This window comes from Pseudolactococcus insecticola, from assembly GCF_011170065.1.
Lineage (GTDB): Bacteria > Bacillota > Bacilli > Lactobacillales > Streptococcaceae > Pseudolactococcus > Pseudolactococcus insecticola.
On sequence record NZ_BLLH01000005.1, the window covers coordinates 112346 to 135394 of the forward strand.

The following is a 23049-nucleotide window of genomic DNA, read 5'->3' on the forward strand; positions in this document are numbered from 1 at the left end:
TGACATGACACCCCTTCGCGAATAGCGAGGGGGTGTTTTGATGTTTTGACTGCTAAAAACGCTAAAAAATGTTAAAATAGGAACATGAATGATTTCAATCAGATTTTTAATTTGCAATATTGGCAGGAAATAATTCAGATCAATCTCACGCCTTGGCGTCTTTTCATTGCGCTTGTGGATATTGGCCTGATTACTTTCCTGATTTATAAAGCCCTGCGCAGCGTTCAGGGCACCAAACTCATGACCTTGGTGAGAGGCGTTTTGCTTTTTATCCTGCTCAAGGTGATTAGTGGCTGGCTCGGGCTAGGTACGTTTGAGTGGCTACTCAACCAAGTGATTACTTACGGCGTTATTGCAGCTGTTATCATCTTTCAGCCGGAAATTCGCCGTGGACTTGAGAGTCTCGGGCGCACGACAAATGTTTTTAGTTTTGGCATGAATGGTGATAATACTCAGCGCAAATCTAGTCATATCAAGGCTTACGAGAAGTCATTTGACTACATGAGTGAGCGAAAAATCGGCGCACTCATCGTCATTGAGCAGTCGCAGACCCTGGAAGAGTACATCTCGACTGGGATTCGGCTGGACGCTGATATCACCGCTGAGCTTTTGATTAATATCTTCATCCCCAACACCCCACTTCATGACGGTGCCGTTATCATACAAAATGACAAAATCGTCGTCACATCAGCCTATCTCCCCCTTACGGAAAATGGTAAAATCTCCAAAGAATTTGGGACGCGGCATCGTGCCGCGATTGGTGTGTCAGAGGTTTCTGACGCGATTACCTTGATCGTGTCAGAAGAAACAGGCGCGATTTCAATCACCCATAATGGTGAGTTTATGCCTGATCTATCAAAAAGTGAGTTCCATGATTTTCTAATAAAAAATCTCTCCGAATCCGCAGCACCAAACCGCCGTGATAAATTCCTAAAAAAAATCAAGACATCACATAATAATAAGCAGGTCAAGAAAGGCGGATCAAATGAAAAATAAAGATTTCTTTTCATCAAAATTTGTCTATATTCTAGTCAGTATCTTCTTTGCCATTGTCCTGTTTTTTAATGCCAATGCAACGCAGCTCAAAACGTCGAGCAATAACGCTGAGAGCGCACAGACACAGTCGACAACGCTTTACGACGTGCCAATCGAGCTAAAATACAACAAGGACGCCTACTTTGTCTCAGGCTTTGATGCCAGTGCCAATGTTTATCTGACGTCCTACAATCTAGTCAGACTTAACGCTGAAAAATCACCGGATACGCGCAGTTTTCACCTAGTTGCTGATCTGAGCAAGGTCAAGGAAGGAACTGTTGAAGTACCAGTCAAGGTCGTTGAACTCGCAGCAGGTGTCAATGCTCAGGTGGATCCTGGGAATATCTCAGTTACCGTCGAGAAAAAAGCAGTCAAACGCTATGATATCAAGCCTGTTGTGTCAAACAAGCAATTACCAGACGGCTACAAGATTAAAAATGTGACCATTGATGAGCCAAGTGCAAAAGTCATCTCAGGTGCTTCGATCATCACACAAATTGACAAAGTTCAGGCAATCTTGCCAAGTGACGTTATCTTAGACAATGACTACTCAGGCAAGGTTTATCTGCAAGCGGTAGATAAAGATGGCAAAGTACTTGCTGCTAAAATATCACCCACATCTGTTAATATGAAAGTCGACGTTGACCTGCCAAATAAAAATGTGCCAATCGTCGGCAAAATCACAGGTCAAAAAGATAAATCAATCAAAGATTTCACCTTTACATTGGGACAAAAAACGGCAAATATCGCAGGTGAGCAAAAATATATTTCTAAAATTTCAAGTATCACAGCTAACATTGATGTGACCAACATCACTAAGGAAACAACGGTTAAAGTACCACTCTCGGCAAACAATGTCACAACATCACCAAGCTTGATCGAAGTGACAGTCACGCCAGTCAAAAAATAAACAATAGGAAAGAGAATCAAAAAAATGGGTAAATATTTCGGAACAGATGGCGTCCGCGGTGAGGCAAATGTCGAGTTGACACCAGAAATGGCTTTCAAACTGGGCCGTTTCGGTGGCTATGTACTATCACAGCATGAAGTCAATACACCAAAAGTTTACGTTGCACGTGATACACGTATCTCAGGACAAATGCTTGGCACGTCGCTCATCTCTGGACTTTTGAGTGTTGGGATAGAAGTCTATGATCTTGGCGTCATCGCAACGCCTGGTGTCGCTTATCTAGTCAAAAAAGATGGTGTTTCAGCTGGTGTCATGATTTCTGCCAGCCACAATCCTGCGCTTGATAATGGCATCAAATTCTTCGGTGGCGATGGCTTTAAGCTGGAAGACAGCCAGGAGCTTGAGATTGAGGCGCTCTTAGACAGTGCTGAGGACACGCTCCCACGTCCGTCGGCTGGTGGTCTGGGTATTCTCCATGACTACAGCGAAGCCGTTCGCAAGTACGACGAATTTCTCGAAAGCACAGCTGACGGCAGTTTCGACGGTTTCAAAATCACGCTTGACACGGCAAATGGCGCAACATTTACCAGCGCGCGGACTGTTTTTAGTGACTTATCAGCTGACCTGCACGTCATTGGCGAAAACCCCGATGGGCTCAATATCAATCTCGGTGTTGGTTCAACCCACCCTGAAAATCTGGCCAAAGAAGTGGTCGCAAACGGATCAGACTTGGGACTTGCATTTGACGGGGATGGCGACCGCCTGATTGCAGTTGATGAGACAGGTGCAATTGTCGACGGTGATAAAATCATGTTTATCGTCGGAAAATATTTGCAAGAAAAAGGCTTACTCGCAAAAAATACAGTCGTTACAACTGTTATGTCAAATCTTGGCTTTCATAAGGCCTTAGAAACTGCTGAGCTTGGCAGCGTTATCACGGCAGTCGGCGATCGCTATGTTGTCGAAGAAATGAAGAAAAACGGCTATAACTTTGGTGGTGAGCAGTCGGGCCATATCATCTTCCTTGATAATAACACGACAGGTGATGGTCAGGCGTCTGCAATTTTACTTGTCAAAGTCATGCGTGAAACGGGTAAAAAACTCTCAGAACTCGCAGCACAGGTCGTGATCTACCCGCAAAAGTTGGTCAATGTCCGTGTCGAAAACAGCATGAAATCAAAAGCTATGGAAGTGCCTGCTATTGCTGACATTATCAGTAAGATGGAAGATAAAATGGCTGGCAATGGTCGCATCCTCGTTCGTCCGAGTGGGACAGAACCACTCTTGCGCGTCATGGCTGAAGCACCGACAGATGCAGAAGTTGATGAGTATGTTGACACGATTGTCGCTGTTGTTCGCGATGAGATTGGGATTGACTGAACGTAAGTTAGCTTGAACATATAAAAAAACTAGTAGACATTGTGTCTGCTAGTTTTTTGTATATAGCGCTTCTAAAAAATTGTCATCTTCTCTGCCGCCTAGCAAACTCAGTAAATCGAAATTTATCAACTTGATGGCGACTTTCAGTGTACTGAAAAACGCTAGCATCATTGAGATAGACATGACTCTTGACGCTGACGACGTGCCGATCATGTTCTTCGAGATCCAGGAGCTCAGCATCGTAGCTACTGACAAAGTCAATTGTGATCTCTTTTTGGGCAAAAGAAATATCAATATTAAGGTCATGCTCCAGATACTGATAGATTGAGTCCTGCGCAATCTCAGCCGTCAGAAATGGTGCGACATCAAACTTGATATAATCTGTATCAAGCACCAAAAATTTACCATCAATCTGTCTGCGACGAACGATGCACCATGCCATGCTGCCAAGCTCAAGCAAGGTCAGATCAGCAAGCTTCTGATCCACCTCAACCTTGTCAAAACGCACTACATCCGTCAGACTCTCAAAATGAAGCGCAGACACAAGCTCCTTATAGCTGGTCAAGCCAGAGATGGGAAAGTCAAGCTTGTCAGACTTGATGACAATCGAGCCGCGTCCCCGCTGTTTCTGGATCATCCCACGATTTTCAAGCTCGACAAGCGCCCGTCGTACCGTCGCTCTTGACGTATCTAAAAGCGCTGTCAGCTCATTTTCACTGGGTAATATATCACCCGCCGCATACTCGCCAGCAAGGATTTTCTGCTCTAAATATTGGAAAATCACTTCGTATTTTTTCATACTACCATTTTACCAAAAATAACTGAGAAATATGTTAAAATAGGGAGTGAAACCGATTACATAGAAAAGGAAGTCACATGATCAAACTCATCGCAACAGATATGGATGGCACGCTGCTCAACGACGAAATGGAGCTGTCAGCCGAAAACATCACAGCTATCAAACAGGCGCAAAACGCTGGTATGACTGTGATTGTAGCCACTGGCAGATCAGTCGAAGAGGCGCGCCCGATTCTTCAGGATGCGGGTATCAATGTCCCTATTATCACGTCAAATGGTGCTCAGATATTTGACAAAGACGGGAAGAACACCTTTACGGTAGGACTTGACACCGTTAAACTCAAAACGGCGATGGCTATTTTACGGCAGCATGAGATTTATTTTGAGCTGTTCACAGATAAAGGTGGCTACACGGAAAATAAGGCTGACCGCCTCGCAAGCGTTGCCCACTGGCTCAAAAGCACCTCGCCTGATCTGACAGAAGACGAAGCGCTTGTGATTGCCAAAAGTCATATGGCGACACTACCAATCAAGGCAGCAGAAAATTTTGACGAAATAGTTGCTAGACAAGCTGCAGGCGATTTGTCTGTTTTAAAGATTTTCGCCATGGCGCAGATTGGGGACAAAAACCTCGCCAGAGCAAGACAAGAACTTGACAAGCTACCAGGACTCGCCGTGACGTCATCAGGCAGCAATAACATCGAAATCAACCATATTGATGCACAAAAGGGAAAGTCGCTCGAAAAAGTGGCTGATAGGCTTGGTATCTCGCTTAGTGATGTCGCAGCACTCGGTGATAACTTTAACGACATCAGCATGCTAGAACGTGTCGGCGCAAGTATCGCCATGGCCAATGCCGAGCCAGCTGTCAAAAAAATCGCCAAATATCAGACCCTGAAAAACACTGAAAACGGCGTTGCCCATGCGATTGATAAGTTGATTAACCAAGTTTGGGAGTGAGCGCGTAAAAAATGGAAAAATCACGAAAAAGATGTGCCCCCAAAAAGTTAGATTTTTGAAATCAAGTATTTGTTACTTGATTTTTTTATTTCTTAAAAAAAGTTCATGTAAACGCTTGCATTATTTTTAAGTTATGATATACTAGATTTATAAAAGAAACTTGTACGTACAAGTTTGCAAAATTTTTGATTACATTAAAAGGAGCCCAAAGATGGGAAAATTTGAAAAAGATGCCAAAGAGCTGCTAGAAGCTATTGGTGGTAAAGAGAATGTCGCTGCAGTCACGCACTGTGCGACACGGATGCGCTTTGTCTTAAATGATGACGACAAAGCTGATAAGGACCGCATTGAGAAGATTCCTGCGACGAAGGGTATGTTTACAAATGCTGGTCAGTTTCAAGTCATTATCGGTAATGATGTGCCGACATTTTACAATGACTTTTCTGCTGTTTCAGGTATCGAAGGGGTATCAAAAGAAGCTGTTAAGTCCCAAGCAAAATCTCATCAAAATCCAATTCAACGTTTAGTTGGCACTTTGTCAGAGATTTTCACACCTTTGCTACCTGCCATTATCGTAGGTGGTCTGATTTTAGGGTTTAGAAATATCCTTGAGGGTGTGCAGTTCGGGGGCTCAACGATTGTTGAAAATTCGCAGTTTTGGAGTGGTGTCAACTCATTTCTCTGGTTGCCAGGTGAAGCGATTTTCCAATTTTTACCAGTTGGTATCGCCTGGTCAGTCACACGTAAGATGGGCACGACTCAGATTCTAGGGATTGTCCTTGGGATCACGCTAGTATCGCCGCAGTTGCTTAACGCCTATGCGGTTAATAGTACATCGGCAGCTGAGATTGCCAAAAACTGGACTTGGGATTTTGGCTTCTTCACCATGGACAAGATCGGCTATCAAGCGCAGGTGATTCCAGCCATGGCGGCAGGATTCCTGCTTGCTTACTTAGAGAAGTTTTTCCGTAAACATATCCCAGAAGCAGTTTCTATGATCTTTGTGCCACTGTTTGCCTTGCTACCAACGATTGTTGCAGCGCACGCAATCATCGGGCCGATCGGTTGGAAAATCGGACAAGGGATTTCATTTGTCGTCAATACTGGTTTAACATCATCACTGTCATGGTTGTTTGGTGGGATCTTCGGGATTTTGTATGCACCGCTTGTTATCACAGGCTTGCACCATACCACACTTGCCATCGACTCACAGCTGATTGCTGACTTTGGCTCAACAAATCTATGGCCGTTGATCGACCTATCAAATATCGCCCAAGGGGCCTCTGTTCTCGCCATTTATTTCTTGCATAAAAAGAACGAAAAAGAAGCAGAAATCTCAGTACCATCCACGATTTCTGCTTGGCTTGGTGTGACAGAGCCTGCCATGTTCGGGATCAACTTGAAATATGTCTATCCATTTGTTGCTGCCATGATTGGCTCAGGGGTTGCAGGTATGGTATCTACGATTATGGGGATTCGCGCAAACTCAATTGGTGTCGGCGGTCTTCCTGGTATCCTTGCCATTCGCGGCACTGATATGCTCAAATTCACGATTCCAATGCTGATTGCCATTGTTGTGCCGTTTATCTTGACCATGTTCTTCCGTCAGGCAGGTATTTTCAACAAGATTGACCGTGTTGGCTCAGGCGTACAAGACGTCTTTGACACGGCAACACTTGAAGGCAATGAAGAAATTAAGAAAACAACGATTGCAGCAGGCACTCAGGTGGCGATTGCAAGTCCACTCAATGGCCAAGTTCAGCCCTTATCTGCAGCCAAAGATCCAGTATTTGGCGAAGGCCTCATGGGCCAAGGTGTGATTATCGAGCCAAGTGATGGTACACTGGTAGCACCATTTGACGGTGTTGTGTCCGCCCTTTTCCCGACAAATCATGCGATTGGTTTGATTTCGGATCAGGGTGCTGAAGTGCTCATGCACATCGGCATGGATACGGTCAAGCTTGATGGCAAAGGTTTCACAGCTCATGTCAAACAGGGAGATACGGTCAAACTGGGTCAAAAATTGATTGACTTTGATATTGACTTTATCAAGTCTCAGGGCTTGATTGTCGAAACACCTGTGATTTTGACCAACCAAGACATCTACCAACCAGATACAGAAGGCGATATTCCGCGTGCTGTCAAGGCTGGTGACGTGGTTGTGACTGCGACAAAACGCTAACAAAGAATGGCTAAAAGGGGCTAATACATGCCCTTTTTGCTGTTTGCAAAGCGTTTATAAGGCTGACAAAAGGAAAGAAAGATGACATTTAAAAATAAAGTAATTTATCAGATTTATCCCAAGTCCTATCTGGACACGACAGGCAGTGGCGTTGGGGATTTACAAGGCATCATCCAAAAGCTGGATTATCTGGCAGAGCTTGGCATTGACATGATCTGGCTCAACCCGATCTATCCAAGTCCGCAAAAAGACAATGGCTACGATATTTCAGACTATGTGGCGATCAATCCTGATTTTGGTACCATGGCGGACTTCGAACGCCTGATTGCTGAAGCAAAAAAACGCGGCATCGATCTCATGCTTGACATGGTGCTCAACCATGTCTCGACTGAGCACGCTTGGTTTCAAAAAGCCCTTGCTGGTGATGCCTACTACCAGGACTTTTTCATCCTGCGAGACACGCCGACCGACTGGGTGTCCAAGTTCGGTGGCAATGCCTGGGCGCCATTTGGTGACACGGGAAAATACTACCTGCATCTCTTTGACGTCACGCAGGCTGATCTCAACTGGCGCAATGAAAATGTCCGCTATGAGATGTATAAAGTCGTGAATTTCTGGCGTGAAAAAGGCGTGCATGGCTTTAGATTTGACGTGATCAACCTGATCGGGAAAGACGAGATGCTAAAAGACAACCCAGAAAATGAAGGAAAGGCTGAGTACACGGATAGACCTCTGACGCATGACTATCTGCAAGCGCTCAACCAAGCAAGTTTTGGGAAGGATAGCGACAGCGTGACGGTGGGCGAGATGAGCTCGACCACGATTGAAAACTGTCTCTTATACAGCCGACCTGAGCGCCATGAGCTTGCTATGACTTTTAACTTTCATCATCTCAAGGTCGACTACATTGACGGGCAAAAATGGACGAAAACAGACTTTGACTTTGCTGAGCTAAAGCGGCTCTTTCATACTTGGGGCGAAAAGATGAGCGACGGTGGCGGCTGGAATGCCCTGTTTTGGAATAACCACGACCAGCCGCGTGCAATCAATCGCTTTATCGACCACAAAAACTTTCGCATAAAAGGTGCGACCATGCTTGCGGCGAGCATTCATCTGAGCCGTGGGACGCCTTATATCTACATGGGCGAGGAGATAGGCATGGTGGATCCAGACTTTACGAGCATGGCTGACTATGTTGATGTTGAGTCGGTCAATGCCTATCAGATGCTGCTAGATAACGGGCTCACACCAGAAGCAGCCTTTGAGATCATCCAGACCAAATCCCGTGATAACTCGCGCACGCCGATGCAGTGGGATGCCACGGCAAATGCTGGCTTTTCAACTGCTAAGCCATGGCTTAGGGCGGGAAACCACGCAGAGATTACGGTGGCAGCTGATAAAGACGGTGAAATCTTCAAATTTTACCAAAAATTGATCCAGCTGCGTAAAACAGATAGCCTGATCTCTGACGGGACATACAAGGCAGCTTATCAGGATTCTGAGCAGATTTATGCCTTTATCCGCGAGCTTGATGGCAGAAAACTGTTAGTCTTAAACAATTTTTCAAATCAGCCTGCTGGTTTTGAGTTACTACCAGAGTTTGAAACGGCAGAAGTACTTGTCAATAACTACGCAGACATCACAGCTGGTCAATTGCAACCTTACCAGTCACTCGCACTTGTGATTGGACAAAGTCATGTATAATAACACTTGACTTTTGCATAAATATACAGTAAAATAGTCCTATCACTTGATTAAAAGAAGATAGGACTATTTTGATGACAAATACCATTTTTCAAGGCAAATCCTTGCTCAAAGAAATCGACTTCACACAGGCAGAACTCGCTTATCTGATCGACTTTGCCATTCATCTGAAAGCACTGAAAAAAGCTAATATCCCGCATCAATATCTGGCTGGGAAAAATATCGCGCTCTTGTTTGAAAAAACATCGACACGGACACGGTCGGCATTTACCGTGGCAGCAAATGACTTGGGCGCGCATCCTGAGTTTTTAGGGCCAAATGACGTGCAGTTCGGCAAAAAAGAATCGACGGCAGACACGGCAAAAGTGCTTGGCAGCATGTTTGACGGCATCCAGTTTCGTGGCTTTAAACAGTCTGACGTTGAAACCTTGGCAGCTGAGTCAGGCGTGCCTGTCTGGAATGGGCTGACCGACACTTGGCATCCGACGCAAATGCTTGCTGACTTTATGACCATCAAGGAAATCTTTGGGGACTATGTCGGAAAAAATCTCGTCTATATCGGCGACGGGCGCAACAACATGGCAAACTCACTTTTGGTGACATCGGCTATTTTAGGTGTGAATATCACGATTTTGGCACCAGATGACTTACAGCCTGAAGCTGGGATTCAGCAGATTGCAGCCGAGAAAGCGGCTGAAACAGGTAGCAAGATCACGATTACAAGTAATCTTGATGCTGTAAAAGGCGCCGACATCATCTACACAGACGTCTGGGTCAGCATGGGTGAGGAAGACAAGTATGATGAGCGCTTGGAGGCACTCATGCCGTATCAGGTCAATGCCGAGTTATTTGCCAAAACGGGTAATGACAACTGCATTTTTATGCACTGTTTACCTGCCTTTCATGACCTTGACACCAAAACTATGTCTGAAATCCATGATAAGTATGGCTATGATGAACTTGAGGTAACAGACGAGATTTTTAAGTCCGAAAAATCCGTCGTTTTCCAAGAAGCTGAAAATCGCCTGCACTCGATTAAAGCCGTCATGGCAGCGACTTTGGGGAATTTATTTATCCCGAAAGTCTGAATTTGACATCATTTTTTAAAACAAGATTGACTTGCCATAAGGTGAGTCAATTTTTGTTATCTGAAATTATCAAATAAATTGTTTTTTTTTCTTGTGTTTAGTCCGACAAAGAAATGCCTGATACAACAAATATAAACTGCTACAAATAGTATGGTTAAGTCTTTTATACACCTTTGCGAATTGCCCATTTTTTGTAAGCATTTGACTTGTTTATTTTCTCATATTTTGATATAATATAATATGGAAATTTAATTGAATAGTTTCAAGAATTTTAAAAAATCAACTAAAGTAAGAGGTGAAACATGGGAAAGCACGACAGAAAACGTTTTTCAAGTCAGTTTGATCACACAATTGAGCGAAAAAATACGCATTTTCGCTCTTGGAAACGAGGAAAAAACTGGCTTTATACGAGTACAGCACTTGCTGTCTTGATCGGTGGTGGCGCAGTCATGAGTCAAAGTGCTGTCACACAGGTTGCGGCACAGGCAGTGGCAAGCGATATAAGCACTGTTACAGATGCTGAAAATGGCGATCATGCTAAAACAGTTACTGATAATTCTCAGTTTATCAATACTGCTCAAGCAACGTCGAATGGAACAAATGGGTTTACTCTGGTAAATACTGTTAACGCCAGTGGTGTTGCATCTTTTGCCAATCAAATGGATCTTTCTCACGGATTCACATTTAGTGGTACATTATCAGGAACTGATACGACAGGTTCCCTTGGTTTCATGCTTGCCCCCGTGATACCATCACAAATGGGTAGCGGTAGTATTGCGGTTGCTAACGGTGATTATGTTGGAAGTGGCGCAAGTGCCTCGACCCTTAACAACAGTGCTGGTGGTCGTGGACAGGTTGGTATTCCTAATTCAACTTTTGTTGGTGGCGCATATTATGCACAAACTACTGACTTTTTAACTGGTGGATCATCAAAGTTTGCTGCAAATAAAGTTTTCTTCCGTCAAACTAATTCAGATGGACAACTTTTAGATGCTACTTACGGAAGCAATGCGAGCGGCGCAGCATTTTCAACGGGTGCTTTTACAGTTTCATGGACACCTAATTCAGATGGCGTTGTTAATTCGGATGGTACGGTAACCGGAACTCTTTCATATACCACTGGTGGTGTAACTGTTACACAAGCATATTCAATTCCTCAAGTTGAGAGTATTGCGATAATTGGTTCTGTTGGTACTAATGGTGGTAGCACAACCGCTACGACAGCGTTATCAGCTGCACAAACTTTGACAGCTACGATTACTGAACTTGATTACTCTGTTGGAACATATCCAGTAACTGTTCACTATGTAGACCAAGCAGGTAATACAGTTTTGCCTGATTCTACCATAGATGCTGAAGCTGGTGATACGATTGGTATCACTGGTTTATCGCCAAATGCCACAAGTGATAAATACTCATATAACGCCCCAACTCCCCCTGCAGGCTATACTTTAAAAACAGCCACGGATGTCACCGTTCAAAATACGGGTACAAACTCAATGACAGTTACCTATCAAGGTAACCCTGTCACCACTGTATCATCAACGGTTTTACAAGGGGATACAACGCTAAATGTCGTTGACACAGCAAATAACTCAGGCTATATTGGCAACCCAACGACTAACATGACGGGTATTGCAAGTGGCGTAAAAGCTGATCCTGCCGGGATGACACCAGCCCTTCAAGGAGCAGGACTAATCCCTGCTGGCTACCATCTAACGGGTAATGTTTACTACGGTACAGTTGGCAACACGACTATTCCGGCTAGTTTCACCGCTGATAATACGACACCAAATGCTGATGGTAGTGTCTATACGGCACAGATCATCTATGAAGTTGCACCAGATACGCAAACTGTGACCGTTAATGCCACAAAACCAAATGGTAGCACAGTCAATAACGTCAGCTATAACGGCACAACTGGCGCAGCATTTCCAAGTTTGCCGACGGATAGCGACTTAGCCGTTGCTGGCTATACCTATACCGTAACGGGGCCCGACGGTACTACTTATGACACAATGGCTGATGCTCTAGCTGCAAATCCAAACTTTGATGCAACAAGTAATAATCAAAGCACCACAGATAGCGCACCGCAAACATTCACGGTTAAGTATACTGCAGCGCAAGCACTGCTAAGCACTGTTTACCGAGCAGATAGCGATGGTGATGGTACTGGCGATACGACTCTACCTGGCGGTGGGCCGATCGTCGGGCTAATCGGTGCCACAACGGTTGATCTGACGAGTTATCTCACGATCCCCGCTGGCTACACAACGGTGTCTATCCAGGATAATGGCACAACAGTCACAACGCCAACAGCCTATGTCGTCCCTGATGATGGTCAAAACCATACCATCACAGTGACAGTGCAGCCGAACCCTCAAACGATCAACATCTCAGAAACTGGTGCCTATACAAACACTGAAACGCCATTGATAGGTGTGTCAAACGGTACGGTGCCAGAAACAGTGATCACTGTAAAACCTGGTTATTATTTCAGCGGTTCATCAGTTTCTTCTGATGGCTTATTAAACGTAGCTATTTCTGCTGATGGCAAAACAGCTACAATCACTGGTACTTATGATGCAGCGGATAGCGTTGCTCAATCAGTAACACTCACCACTGTAGCAAGTAGCCAAACGTTAAATTTGTACACAATAGATACTATTGGCAATCCAACACTCATAAAATCTTACACTGGTACAACAGGTACGGCTTTTACAACTACAACACCAACTTTAACGCTTAATACTAGTAACTACACTTACACCATAAGCGTTAATGGTGTGCCAACCACTGTTACAAATGCCACAGGCATACAAACTGCCTTAAATGGCAAAGTAATCGCTGATAGCACTGATAATGGTACTTCAATAACCGATGGCGCGCCTCAAAATGTGTACATCACGATGACTGGTAAGGCAGTTCAAGGAAACTATACTATTTATTATCCGGGTGGTAGCAACAATTCCTTTGCTTATGATAATTTTCCAACTAATGTGATGACGACGATTACACCAGTTACTGTTGATGCACCAGATGGTTTTTATTTTGAAAGTCCTGATATTGCTGAAGCTAATGGTGATTACACCAATGGAAATGGTGCAGAGGCAACTATTTCAGCAGATGGCAAAACCCTTACTATCACTGGACCTGGCACTACTAACGTAAATTCTGTACCCAATATTAGTTATACTTTAGCGCCTAGCCAACAAGAACAAATCATCACGATTACCAATCCTGACGGGTCTACCCAAACGGTTAACCAGTACGCAACTACACCTATGGATATAGATGGTGATGGCGTTGTTGATACCGGTACACAAAGTTTATCTTTAACAGATGAAAATGGCGATCCAATCGGTAATAATACGATTTATTTTGATTCATACCCAGTGCCACAGATTGATGGTTATACCAGTTATGTAGATGGCGTGGCAAGTCAAACAGTTGATAATATTGTGATCGATAGCACAGCTAATTTTAATAGCACAACTGATGCAGAGCCACAAACAAATCAAGTGACTTATGTGGCCGATGCCCAAGTTGGTACGGTTAAATTTGTTGATAATACAACTGGCACCACATTAAACACGACTAATTTAAGTGGTGTTACTGATGGTGTTATGGATATGTCGGCAGCCAAAACTGAACTTGCTAATTTGCTTGCTAGCGGGTATGCGGTATTGGTGAACGGTATGCCTGCTGATGGTACAGTATTTGATAATATTGATGGTAATTCACAGGATTATACCGTTACTTTAGTGCATGATACGACTGAAGTTACGGAGACCTATACGGTTTCTTATACAGTGCACCATGTCTATCCGCATGATCCGTCGAAAAATACCGATACAGTTGAGACAGTGACTGTAACGAAGACTTACTTCAAGGATCTGGTGACAGGAGAGGCGATTCCTGACGGCGCTGACTTGAGTTTGTATGCTGTGGATGGTGATGCTGATACGCATCCGACTGTTGCTGCATACACGATTGACCCTGATAGTGAGACTGTTGATGGTACTACTTCTAGCAATGGTGCAGAGGTAGACGCTAACGGCAATGTTACCATGAACGCGGTTGAGGCCAACGATGAAACAGGCTGGGTTGCTGATAAAGCGGCTGCGGTCATGACGGCAGTGTCACTGAAAAATGCCAAGGCAACAAACGGCGTTGGCACGATCGTGGCTGACGACGGTACGATCACATATGATCAAGACCATGACTCGCTTGCTGAGTCTGATGAGATTTCTGACTCGACTGAGGATAGTGATTCTACTGAAGACAGCGATTCTGCTGAAGATTTTGATTCTGATGTTGATAGTGACTCTGATGAGATGAGTGATTCGACTGAGGATAGTGATTCTGATGAGGATTCAGACTCAACTGAGGATAGCGATTCTGCTGAAGATTCGGATTCAAGCGAAGACAGTGATTCATCAGAAGACTCAGATTCGACGGAAGATAGTGATTCATCAGAAGACTCGGATTCATCTGAAGATAGCGACTCCTCAGAAGATTCAGACTCATCTGAAGATAGCGAATCTAGTGAGGATTCAGATTCGACGGAAGATAGCGATTCCACAGAAGATTCGGACTCATCAGAAGACAGCGACTCTACTGAAGACTCAGATTCAAGCGAAGATTCAGATTCCGATGAAGATAGCGATTCTAGTGAAGATTCAGATTCAACGGAAGATAGCGATTCTAACGAGGATTCTGATTCATCAGAAGATAGCGACTCCTCAGAAGACTCAGACTCATCTGAAAATAGCGATTCATCAGAAGACTCAGATTCAGCTGAAGACAGTGATTCTAGTGAAGATTCGGATTCATCCGAAGATAGTGACTCAAGTGAAGACTCGGACTCTAACGAAGATAGCGATTCAAATGAAGACTCAGACTCCGCTGAAGATAGCGATTCATCAGAAGATAGTGACTCTAGTGAAGACTCAGACTCTAATGAAGATAGCGATTCAAGTGAAGATTCCGACTCCGCTGAAGACAGTGATTCTGACGAAGACTCAGACTCTAGCGAAGATAGTGACTCAACAGAAGACTCAGACTCTAGCGAAAATAGCGACTCAACAGAAGACTCAGACTCTAACGAAGACAGCGATTCAAGTGAAGACTCAGATTCATCTGAAGACAGCGATTCCACAGAAGATTCCGATTCAGATGAATTAAGTGATTCCACAGAAGATTCAGATTCATCTGAAGACAGCGATTCAAGTGAAGATTCAGACTCATCTGAAGACAGCGATTCCACAGAAGATTCAGACTCTAGCGAAGATAGTGATTCCACAGAAGATTCAGACTCTAGCGAAGCCAGCGATTCAAGTGAAGATTCAGACTCCGCTGAAGATAGCGACTCATCAGAAGATTCAGACTCTAGCGAAGATAGCGATTCTGTTGAAGATTCAGAATCGAACGAAGCCAGCGATTCAAGCGAAGACTCAGATTCAAACGAAGCCAGCGATTCCGATGAAGATTCAGATTCAAGCGAAGATAGCGATTCAAGCGAAAATTCAGATTCATCAGAAGCTAGCGATTCAAGCGAAGATTCCGACTCATCCGAAGATAGCGATTCATCAGAAGATTCAGACTCTGCCGAAGATAGCGACTCTAGTGAAGATTCGGATTCAAACGAAGCCAGTGATTCTAGTGAAGATTCAGACTCATCCGAAGATAGTGATTCTACCGAAGATTCCGACTCTACTGAAGATAGCGATTCAAGTGAAGATTCAGACTCTAACGAGGACAGCGATTCAAGCGAAGACTCAGATTCAAACGAAGCCAGTGATTCCGATGAAGATTCAGATTCAAACGAAGCCAGTGATTCTAGTGAAGATTCAGACTCTGCCGAAGATAGCGATTCTGCCGAAGACAGTGATTCATCGGAAGACTCAGACTCATCAGAAGATAGTGACTCATCAGTAGATTCAGACTCAACGGAAGCTAGCGATTCTGCTGAAGATTCGGACTCTAACGAGGACAGCGATTCAAGCGAAGACTCAGATTCAAACGAAGACAGCGATTCCGATGAAGATTCAGATTCAAGCGAAGATAGCGATTCAAACGAAGATTCAGATTCAACAGAAGATAGTGACTCTGCTGAAGATAGCGATTCAAGCGAAGATTCAGACTCTGCCGAAGATAGCGATTCATCAGAAGATTCAGATTCAAACGAAGATAGCGATTCATCAGAAGATTCAGACTCTGCCGAAGATAGCGACTCAAGTGAAGATTCGGATTCAAACGAAGACAGCGACTCAAGTGAAGATTCGGATTCAAGCGAAGACAGCGATTCCGATGAAGATTCAGACTCTGCCGAAGATAGCGATTCCAACGAAGATTCAGACTCATCTGAAGACAGCGACTCAAGTGAAGACTCAGATTCAAACGAAGATAGTGATTCCACAGAAGATTCCGATTCAGATGAAGACAGCGATTCAAGTGTAGATAGTGATTCAAGCGAAGATAGCGACTCAAGTGAAGATTCAGACTCTGCCGAAGATAGCGACTCAAGTGAAGATTCAGATTCAAACGAAGACAGCGACTCAAGTGAAGATTCGGATTCAAGTGAAGACAGCGATTCTAGTGAAGACTCAGACTCAGCCGAAGATAGCGATTCTGCTGAAGATTCAGACTCTGCTGAAGACAGTGATTCCGATGAAGATTCAGATTCAACAGCGGATAGCGAATCAGCAACTGCGCTAGATTCAACAGAAGATTCAGAATCAGATGAGTCTAGTGATTCTGCTGAAGATTCGGATTCTGCCGAAGATAGCGACTCAAGTGAAGATTCGGATTCAAGCGAAGATAGCGACTCAAGTGAAGATTCAGATTCTGCCGAAGACAGCGACTCAAGTGAAGATTCGGATTCAAGCGAAGATAGCGACTCAAGTGAAGATTCAGATTCAAACGAAGATAGCGACTCAAGTGAAGACTCAGATTCAAGCGAAGATAGCGATTCAAGTGAAGATTCGGACTCATCCGAAGATAGCGATTCAAGTGAAGATTCAGACTCATCCGAAGATAGTGATTCCACAGAAGATTCCGATTCATCTGAAGACAGCGACTCAAGTGAAGATTCCGATTCATCTGAAGACAGCGACTCAAGTGAAGATTCAGACTCTGCCGAAGATAGCGACTCAAGTGAAGATTCGGATTCAAGCGAAGACAGCGACTCAAGTGAAGATTCAGATTCTGCCGAAGATAGCGACTCAAGTGAAGATTCAGATTCAAACGAAGATAGCGATTCCACAGAAGATTCAGACTCTGCCGAAGATAGCGACTCAAGTGAAGACTCAGATTCAAGCGAAGATAGCGACTCAAGTGAAGATTCAGACTCTGCCGAAGATAGCGACTCAAGTGAAGATTCGGATTCAAACGAAGACAGCGACTCAAGTGAAGATTCGGATTCAAGCGAAGACAGCGATTCCGATGAAGATTCAGACTCTGCCGAAGATAGCGATTCCAACGAAGATTCAGACTCATCTGAAGACAGCGATTCCACAGAAGATTCAGATTCCACAGAGGATTCCGATTCATCAGAAGATAGCGATTCAAGCGAAGATTCCGATTCATCAGAAGACAGCGATTCTACAGAAGATTCCGACTCTGCCGAAGATAGCGACTCCACAGAAGATTCCGATTCATCAGAAGACAGCGACTCATCAGAAGACTCAGATTCATCAGAAGACAGCGATTCCACAGAAGATTCCGATTCAGCTGAAGATTCCGACTCATCCGAAGATAGCGATTCCACAGAGGATTCCGATTCATCAGAAGATAGCGATTCAAGCGAAGATTCAGATTCATCAGAAGACAGCGATTCCACAGAAGATTCAGATTCATCTGAAGACAGCGATTCCGCAGAAGATTCCGACTCATCAGAAGATAGCGATTCAAGCGAAGATTCAGATTCATCTGAAGACAGCGATTCCACAGAAGATTCAGATTCATCAGAAGACAGCGATTCCACAGAAGATTCAGATTCATCAGAAGACAGCGATTCCACAGAAGATTCAGATTCCACAGAAGATTCCGACTCATCTGAAGACAGCGATTCCACAGAGGATTCCGATTCATCAGAAGATAGCGATTCAAGCGAAGATTCAGATTCATCAGAAGACAGCGATTCTACAGAAGATTCCGACTCTGCTGAAGATAGCGACTCCTCAGAAGATTCCGACTCTGCTGAAGATAGCGATTCAAGCGAAGACTCAGATTCATCAGAAGATAGCGATTCCACAGAAGATTCAGATTCATCTGAAGACAGCGATTCCACAGAAGACTCAGATTCATCTGAAGACAGCGATTCCACAGAAGACTCAGACTCTGCTGAAGACAGCGATTCTACAGAAGATTCAGATTCAGCTGAAGATTCCGACTCTGCTGAAGATAGCGATTCCACAGAGGATTCAGACTCTGCTGAAGATAGCGATTCAAGCGAAGATTCAGATTCATCTGAAGACAGCGATTCCACAGAAGATTCCGATTCATCCGAAGACAGTGATTCCACAGAAGATTCCGACTCTGCTGAAGATAGCGATTCAAGCGAAGATTCCGATTCATCTGAAGACAGCGATTCCACAGAAGATTCAGATTCATCCGAAGACAGTGACTCCACAGAAGATTCCGACTCTGCTGAAGATAGCGATTCAAGCGAAGATTCCGATTCATCTGAAGACAGCGATTCCACAGAAGATTCCGACTCATCCGAAGACAGCGATTCCACAGAAGACTCAGACTCTGCTGAAGACAGCGATTCAAGCGAAGATTCCGATTCATCCGAAGATAGCGATTCAAGCGAAGACTCAGATTCATCTGAAGACAGTGATTCAAGCGAAGATTCCGATTCATCTGAAGACAGCGATTCCACAGAAGATTCAGATTCCACAGAAGATTCCGACTCATCTGAAGACAGCGATTCCACAGAGGATTCCGATTCATCAGAAGATAGCGATTCAAGCGAAGATTCAGATTCATCAGAAGACAGCGATTCTACAGAAGATTCCGACTCTGCTGAAGATAGCGACTCCTCAGAAGATTCCGACTCTGCTGAAGATAGCGATTCAAGCGAAGACTCAGATTCATCAGAAGATAGCGATTCCACAGAAGATTCAGATTCATCTGAAGACAGCGATTCCACAGAAGACTCAGATTCATCTGAAGACAGCGATTCCACAGAAGACTCAGACTCTGCTGAAGACAGCGATTCTACAGAAGATTCAGATTCAGCTGAAGATTCCGACTCTGCTGAAGATAGCGATTCCACAGAGGATTCAGACTCTGCTGAAGATAGCGATTCAAGCGAAGATTCAGATTCATCTGAAGACAGCGATTCCACAGAAGATTCCGATTCATCCGAAGACAGTGATTCCACAGAAGATTCCGACTCTGCTGAAGATAGCGATTCAAGCGAAGATTCCGATTCATCTGAAGACAGCGATTCCACAGAAGATTCAGATTCATCCGAAGACAGTGACTCCACAGAAGATTCCGACTCTGCTGAAGATAGCGATTCAAGCGAAGATTCCGATTCATCTGAAGACAGCGATTCCACAGAAGATTCCGACTCATCCGAAGACAGCGATTCCACAGAAGACTCAGACTCTGCTGAAGACAGCGATTCAAGCGAAGATTCCGATTCATCCGAAGATAGCGATTCAAGCGAAGACTCAGATTCATCTGAAGACAGTGATTCAAGCGAAGATTCCGATTCATCTGAAGACAGCGATTCCACAGAAGATTCAGATTCATCCGAAGATAGTGATTCCACAGAAGATTCCGACTCAAGCGAAGACAGCGATTCTAGTGAAGATTCCGACTCATCTGAAGATAGCGATTCAAGTGAAGACTCAGATTCAAGCGAAGATAGCGATTCAAGTGAAGATTCAGATTCATCTGAAGACAGCGATTCCACAGAAGATTCCGATTCATCTGAAGATAGTGATTCCACAGAAGATTCCGATTCATCCGAAGATAGTGATTCCTTAGAGGATTCCGATTCATCCGAAGGCAGCGATTCAAGCGAAGATTCAGATTCATCCGAAGACAGCGATTCTAGTGAAGATTCCGACTCATCCGAAGACAGCGATTCCACAGAAGATTCCGATTCATCTGAAGATAGTGATTCCACAGAAGATTCCGATTCAGCTGAAGATTCAGACTCATCCGAAGATAGCGATTCCTCAGAGGATTCCGATTCATCCGAAGATAGCGATTCAAGCGAAGATTCAGATTCATCTGAAGACAGCGATTCCACAGAAGATTCCGATTCATCCGAAGACAGTGACTCCACAGAAGATTCCGACTCTGCTGAAGATAGCGATTCAAGCGAAGATTCAGATTCATCTGAAGACAGCGATTCCACAGAAGATTCAGATTCATCCGAAGACAGTGACTCCACAGAAGATTCCGACTCTGCTGAAGATAGCGATTCAAGCGAAGATTCAGATTCATCCGAAGACAGTGACTCCACAGAAGATTCCGATTCATCCGAAGACAGCGATTCCACAGAAGATTCCGACTCATCTGAAGACAGCGATTCCACAGAAGATTCAGATTCATCCGAAGACAGTGACTCCACAGAAGATTCCGACTCTTCCGAAGATAGCGATTCCACAGAGGATTCCGATTCATCCGAAGACAGCGATTCAAGCGAAGATTCCGATTCATCCGAAGACAGCGATTCTACAGAAGATTCCGACTCTGCTGAAGATAGCGACTCCTTAGAAGATTCCGATTCATCCGAAGACAGCGACTCATCAGAAGACTCAGATTCATCTGAAGACAGCGATTCCACAGAAGATTCAGATTCATCTGAAGACAGCGATTCCACAGAAGATTCCGATTCATCCGAAGATAGTGATTCCACAGAAGATTCCGACTCAAGCGAAGACAGCGATTCAAGCGAAGATTCCGATTCATCCGAAGACAGCGATTCCTCAGAAGACTCAGATTCATCTGAAGACAGCGATTCCACAGAAGATTCCGATTCATCTGAAGATAGTGATTCCACAGAAGATTCCGACTCATCTGAAGACAGCGACTCCACAGAATATTCAGATTCATCTGAAGACAGCGATTCCACAGAAGATTCCGACTCATCTGAAGATAGTGATTCCACAGAAGATTCCGACTCAAGCGAAGACAGCGATTCTAGTGAAGATTCCGACTCATCTGAAGATAGCGATTCAAGTGAAGACTCAGATTCAAGCGAAGATAGCGATTCAAGCGAAGATTCCGACTCAAGCGAAGACAGCGATTCCACAGAAGATTCCGATTCATCCGAAGATAGTGATTCCACAGAAGATTCCGATTCATCTGAAGACAGCGATTCCACAGAAGATTCCGATTCATCCGAAGACAGCGATTCCACAGAGGATTCCGATTCATCTGAAGACAGCGATTCCTCAGAAGTCTCAGATTCATCTGAAGACAGCGATTCCACAGAAGATTCCGACTCATCCGAAGATAGCGATTCAAGTGAAGACTCAGATTCAAGTGAAGACAGTGATTCCACAGAAGATAGCGATTCATCTGAAGACAGCGATTCAAGTGTAGATAGTGATTCATCCGAAGATAGTGATTCCTCAGAAGACTCAGATTCATCTGAAGACAGCGATTCATCCGAAGACTCAGATTCATCCGAAGATAGTGATTCCACAGAAGATTCCGATTCATCTGAAGACAGCGATTCAAGTGTAGATAGTGATTCATCCGAAGATAGCGATTCCACAGAAGATTCCGACTCATCAGAAGATAGTGATTCCACAGAAGATTCCGATTCATCTGAAGACAGCGATTCAAGTGTAGATAGTGATTCATCCGAAGATAGTGATTCCACAGAAGATTCCGACTCATCAGAAGATAGCGATTCCACAGAAGATTCCGATTCATCTGAAGACAGCGATTCAAGTGTAGATAGCGATTCATCTGAAGATAGCGATTCAAGTGTAGATAGTGATTCCACAGAAGATAGCGATTCAAGTGAAGACTCAGATTCGTCTGAAGACAGCGATTCAAGCGAAGATTCCGATTCCACAGAAGATAGCAACTCTACTGAAATTTCAGATTCAACAGAAGATTCCGACTCTGACTGGCTCATCGGGGATCCCGACAGCGACGGTCTGACTAACAGTGAGGAAGAAGCTTTGGGCACGGATCCATTCAACCCTGATACCGATGGTGATGGCGTTGACGATGGTGCCGAGGTTGACAACGGTACCAACCCACTTGTTCCAGATAACAACCCGAAAACGCCGATTGTAGTGCCAACGGTTCCATCCGCCCCTGGCAATGTTACAGCGACAGTACCAAATGCTGCAGGTGATACAACAATCACAGGTAAAGGCACACCAGGCGATACCATCACAATCAAAGATAAAGATGGTAATGTCATCGGCACTGGTACAGTCGATAAAAACGGCAACTTCACAGTTGATGTACCTGCTAAACCAAATGATAAATTAACTGTCATCGAAACGGACCAAAACGGTGATAATTCTAAACCAACGCAAGTCGTAGTACCGTCCGGACCAACGGCTCCATCTGTCCCTGATAATGTTACAGCGACAGTACCAAATGCTGCAGGTGACACGACGATTACGGGTACTGGTACACCAGGTGACACCATCACAATCAAAGATAAAGATGGTAATACAATTGGCACAACTACAGTAGATCCAAATGGTAACTTCACAGTAGACGTTCCAGCAAATCCTGGTGATGAACTCACAGTTACTGAAACAGGCAAGAACGGCGTTCCATCTGCCCCTGCTAAGGTAACAGTACCAAGTGATACGACTAAACCAAGTGCTCCATCTGATGTGGTAGTCTCTACCCCAGATAGCAGTGGCAATGTCACAATCACAGGCAAAGGCACGCCGGGCGACACGATCCTTATCAAAGATAAAGATGGCAATGTCATTGGCACAACTACAGTTGATCCAAACGGCAACTTCACGGCAACCGTTCCCGTT

General features: G+C 44.4%; 9 protein-coding genes. 8 read left to right on the plus strand and 1 reads right to left on the minus strand.

The genetic code is table 11. The annotated features are described in order from the left end of the window. Window positions 1–84: 84 nt before the first annotated feature. Genes cdaA through glmM form a run of 3 tightly spaced genes read left to right on the plus strand, consistent with a single transcriptional unit; the run spans window position 85 to window position 3325 of the window. A complete protein-coding gene (gene cdaA / locus Hs20B_RS05965) occupies window positions 85–996 on the plus strand; it encodes a diadenylate cyclase CdaA (protein WP_172356575.1) in 912 nt (303 codons plus the stop codon). Continuing rightward, window positions 986–1945, plus strand: coding sequence for a CdaR family protein (locus Hs20B_RS05970; protein ID WP_172356577.1), 960 nt, complete (start codon window positions 986–988; stop codon window positions 1943–1945). The genes cdaA and Hs20B_RS05970 overlap by 11 nt, the downstream gene beginning before the upstream one ends. Before the next feature lie 24 nt (window positions 1946–1969). Beyond that, a complete protein-coding gene (gene glmM, locus Hs20B_RS05975) occupies window positions 1970–3325 on the plus strand; it encodes a phosphoglucosamine mutase (protein ID WP_172356579.1) in 1356 nt (451 codons plus the stop codon). An 82-nt stretch (window positions 3326–3407) separates the two neighbouring features. Here the strand turns inward: glmM and treR are convergent, their stop codons facing one another. Further along, window positions 3408–4124: a trehalose operon repressor gene (treR, locus tag Hs20B_RS05980; RefSeq protein WP_172356581.1), complete on the minus strand. Its 717-nt coding sequence runs from the start codon at window positions 4122–4124 to the stop codon at window positions 3408–3410. Between the two features lie 77 nt (window positions 4125–4201). Here treR and Hs20B_RS05985 point away from each other — a divergent pair, with 77 nt between their 5' ends. The 5 genes from Hs20B_RS05985 to Hs20B_RS06005 form a co-directional block, all read left to right on the plus strand. Next, window positions 4202–5083, plus strand: coding sequence for a Cof-type HAD-IIB family hydrolase (locus Hs20B_RS05985; RefSeq protein WP_172356583.1), 882 nt, complete (start codon window positions 4202–4204; stop codon window positions 5081–5083). Between the two features lie 211 nt (window positions 5084–5294). Next, entirely contained in the window at window positions 5295–7265 is a 1971-nt protein-coding gene (treP, locus tag Hs20B_RS05990) for a PTS system trehalose-specific EIIBC component (RefSeq protein ID WP_172356585.1), read from the plus strand. Window positions 7266–7346: 81 nt separating this feature from the next. Further along, window positions 7347–8969, plus strand: a complete 1623-nt coding sequence (gene treC, locus Hs20B_RS05995; protein WP_172356587.1) for an alpha,alpha-phosphotrehalase — start codon at window positions 7347–7349, stop codon at window positions 8967–8969. 74 nt (window positions 8970–9043) lie between these two features. Then, window positions 9044–10057 (plus strand): ornithine carbamoyltransferase, encoded by a 1014-nt coding sequence (gene argF, locus Hs20B_RS06000; protein WP_172356589.1) that lies wholly within the window; start codon window positions 9044–9046, stop codon window positions 10055–10057. A 302-nt stretch (window positions 10058–10359) separates the two neighbouring features. Beyond that, the coding region (locus Hs20B_RS06005; RefSeq protein WP_172356591.1) for an Ig-like domain-containing protein at window positions 10360–23049 on the plus strand (12690 nt) is incomplete at its 3' end.

Coding starts and splice junctions, on each gene's coding strand:
- cdaA (WP_172356575.1), top strand. CDS start 85: ATGAATGATTTCAATCAGATTTTTAATTTGCAATATTGGCAGGAAATA.
- Hs20B_RS05970 (WP_172356577.1), top strand. CDS start 986: ATGAAAAATAAAGATTTCTTTTCATCAAAATTTGTCTATATTCTAGTC.
- glmM (WP_172356579.1), top strand. CDS start 1,970: ATGGGTAAATATTTCGGAACAGATGGCGTCCGCGGTGAGGCAAATGTC.
- treR (WP_172356581.1), bottom strand. CDS start 4,124: ATGAAAAAATACGAAGTGATTTTCCAATATTTAGAGCAGAAAATCCTT.
- Hs20B_RS05985 (WP_172356583.1), top strand. CDS start 4,202: ATGATCAAACTCATCGCAACAGATATGGATGGCACGCTGCTCAACGAC.
- treP (WP_172356585.1), top strand. CDS start 5,295: ATGGGAAAATTTGAAAAAGATGCCAAAGAGCTGCTAGAAGCTATTGGT.
- treC (WP_172356587.1), top strand. CDS start 7,347: ATGACATTTAAAAATAAAGTAATTTATCAGATTTATCCCAAGTCCTAT.
- argF (WP_172356589.1), top strand. CDS start 9,044: ATGACAAATACCATTTTTCAAGGCAAATCCTTGCTCAAAGAAATCGAC.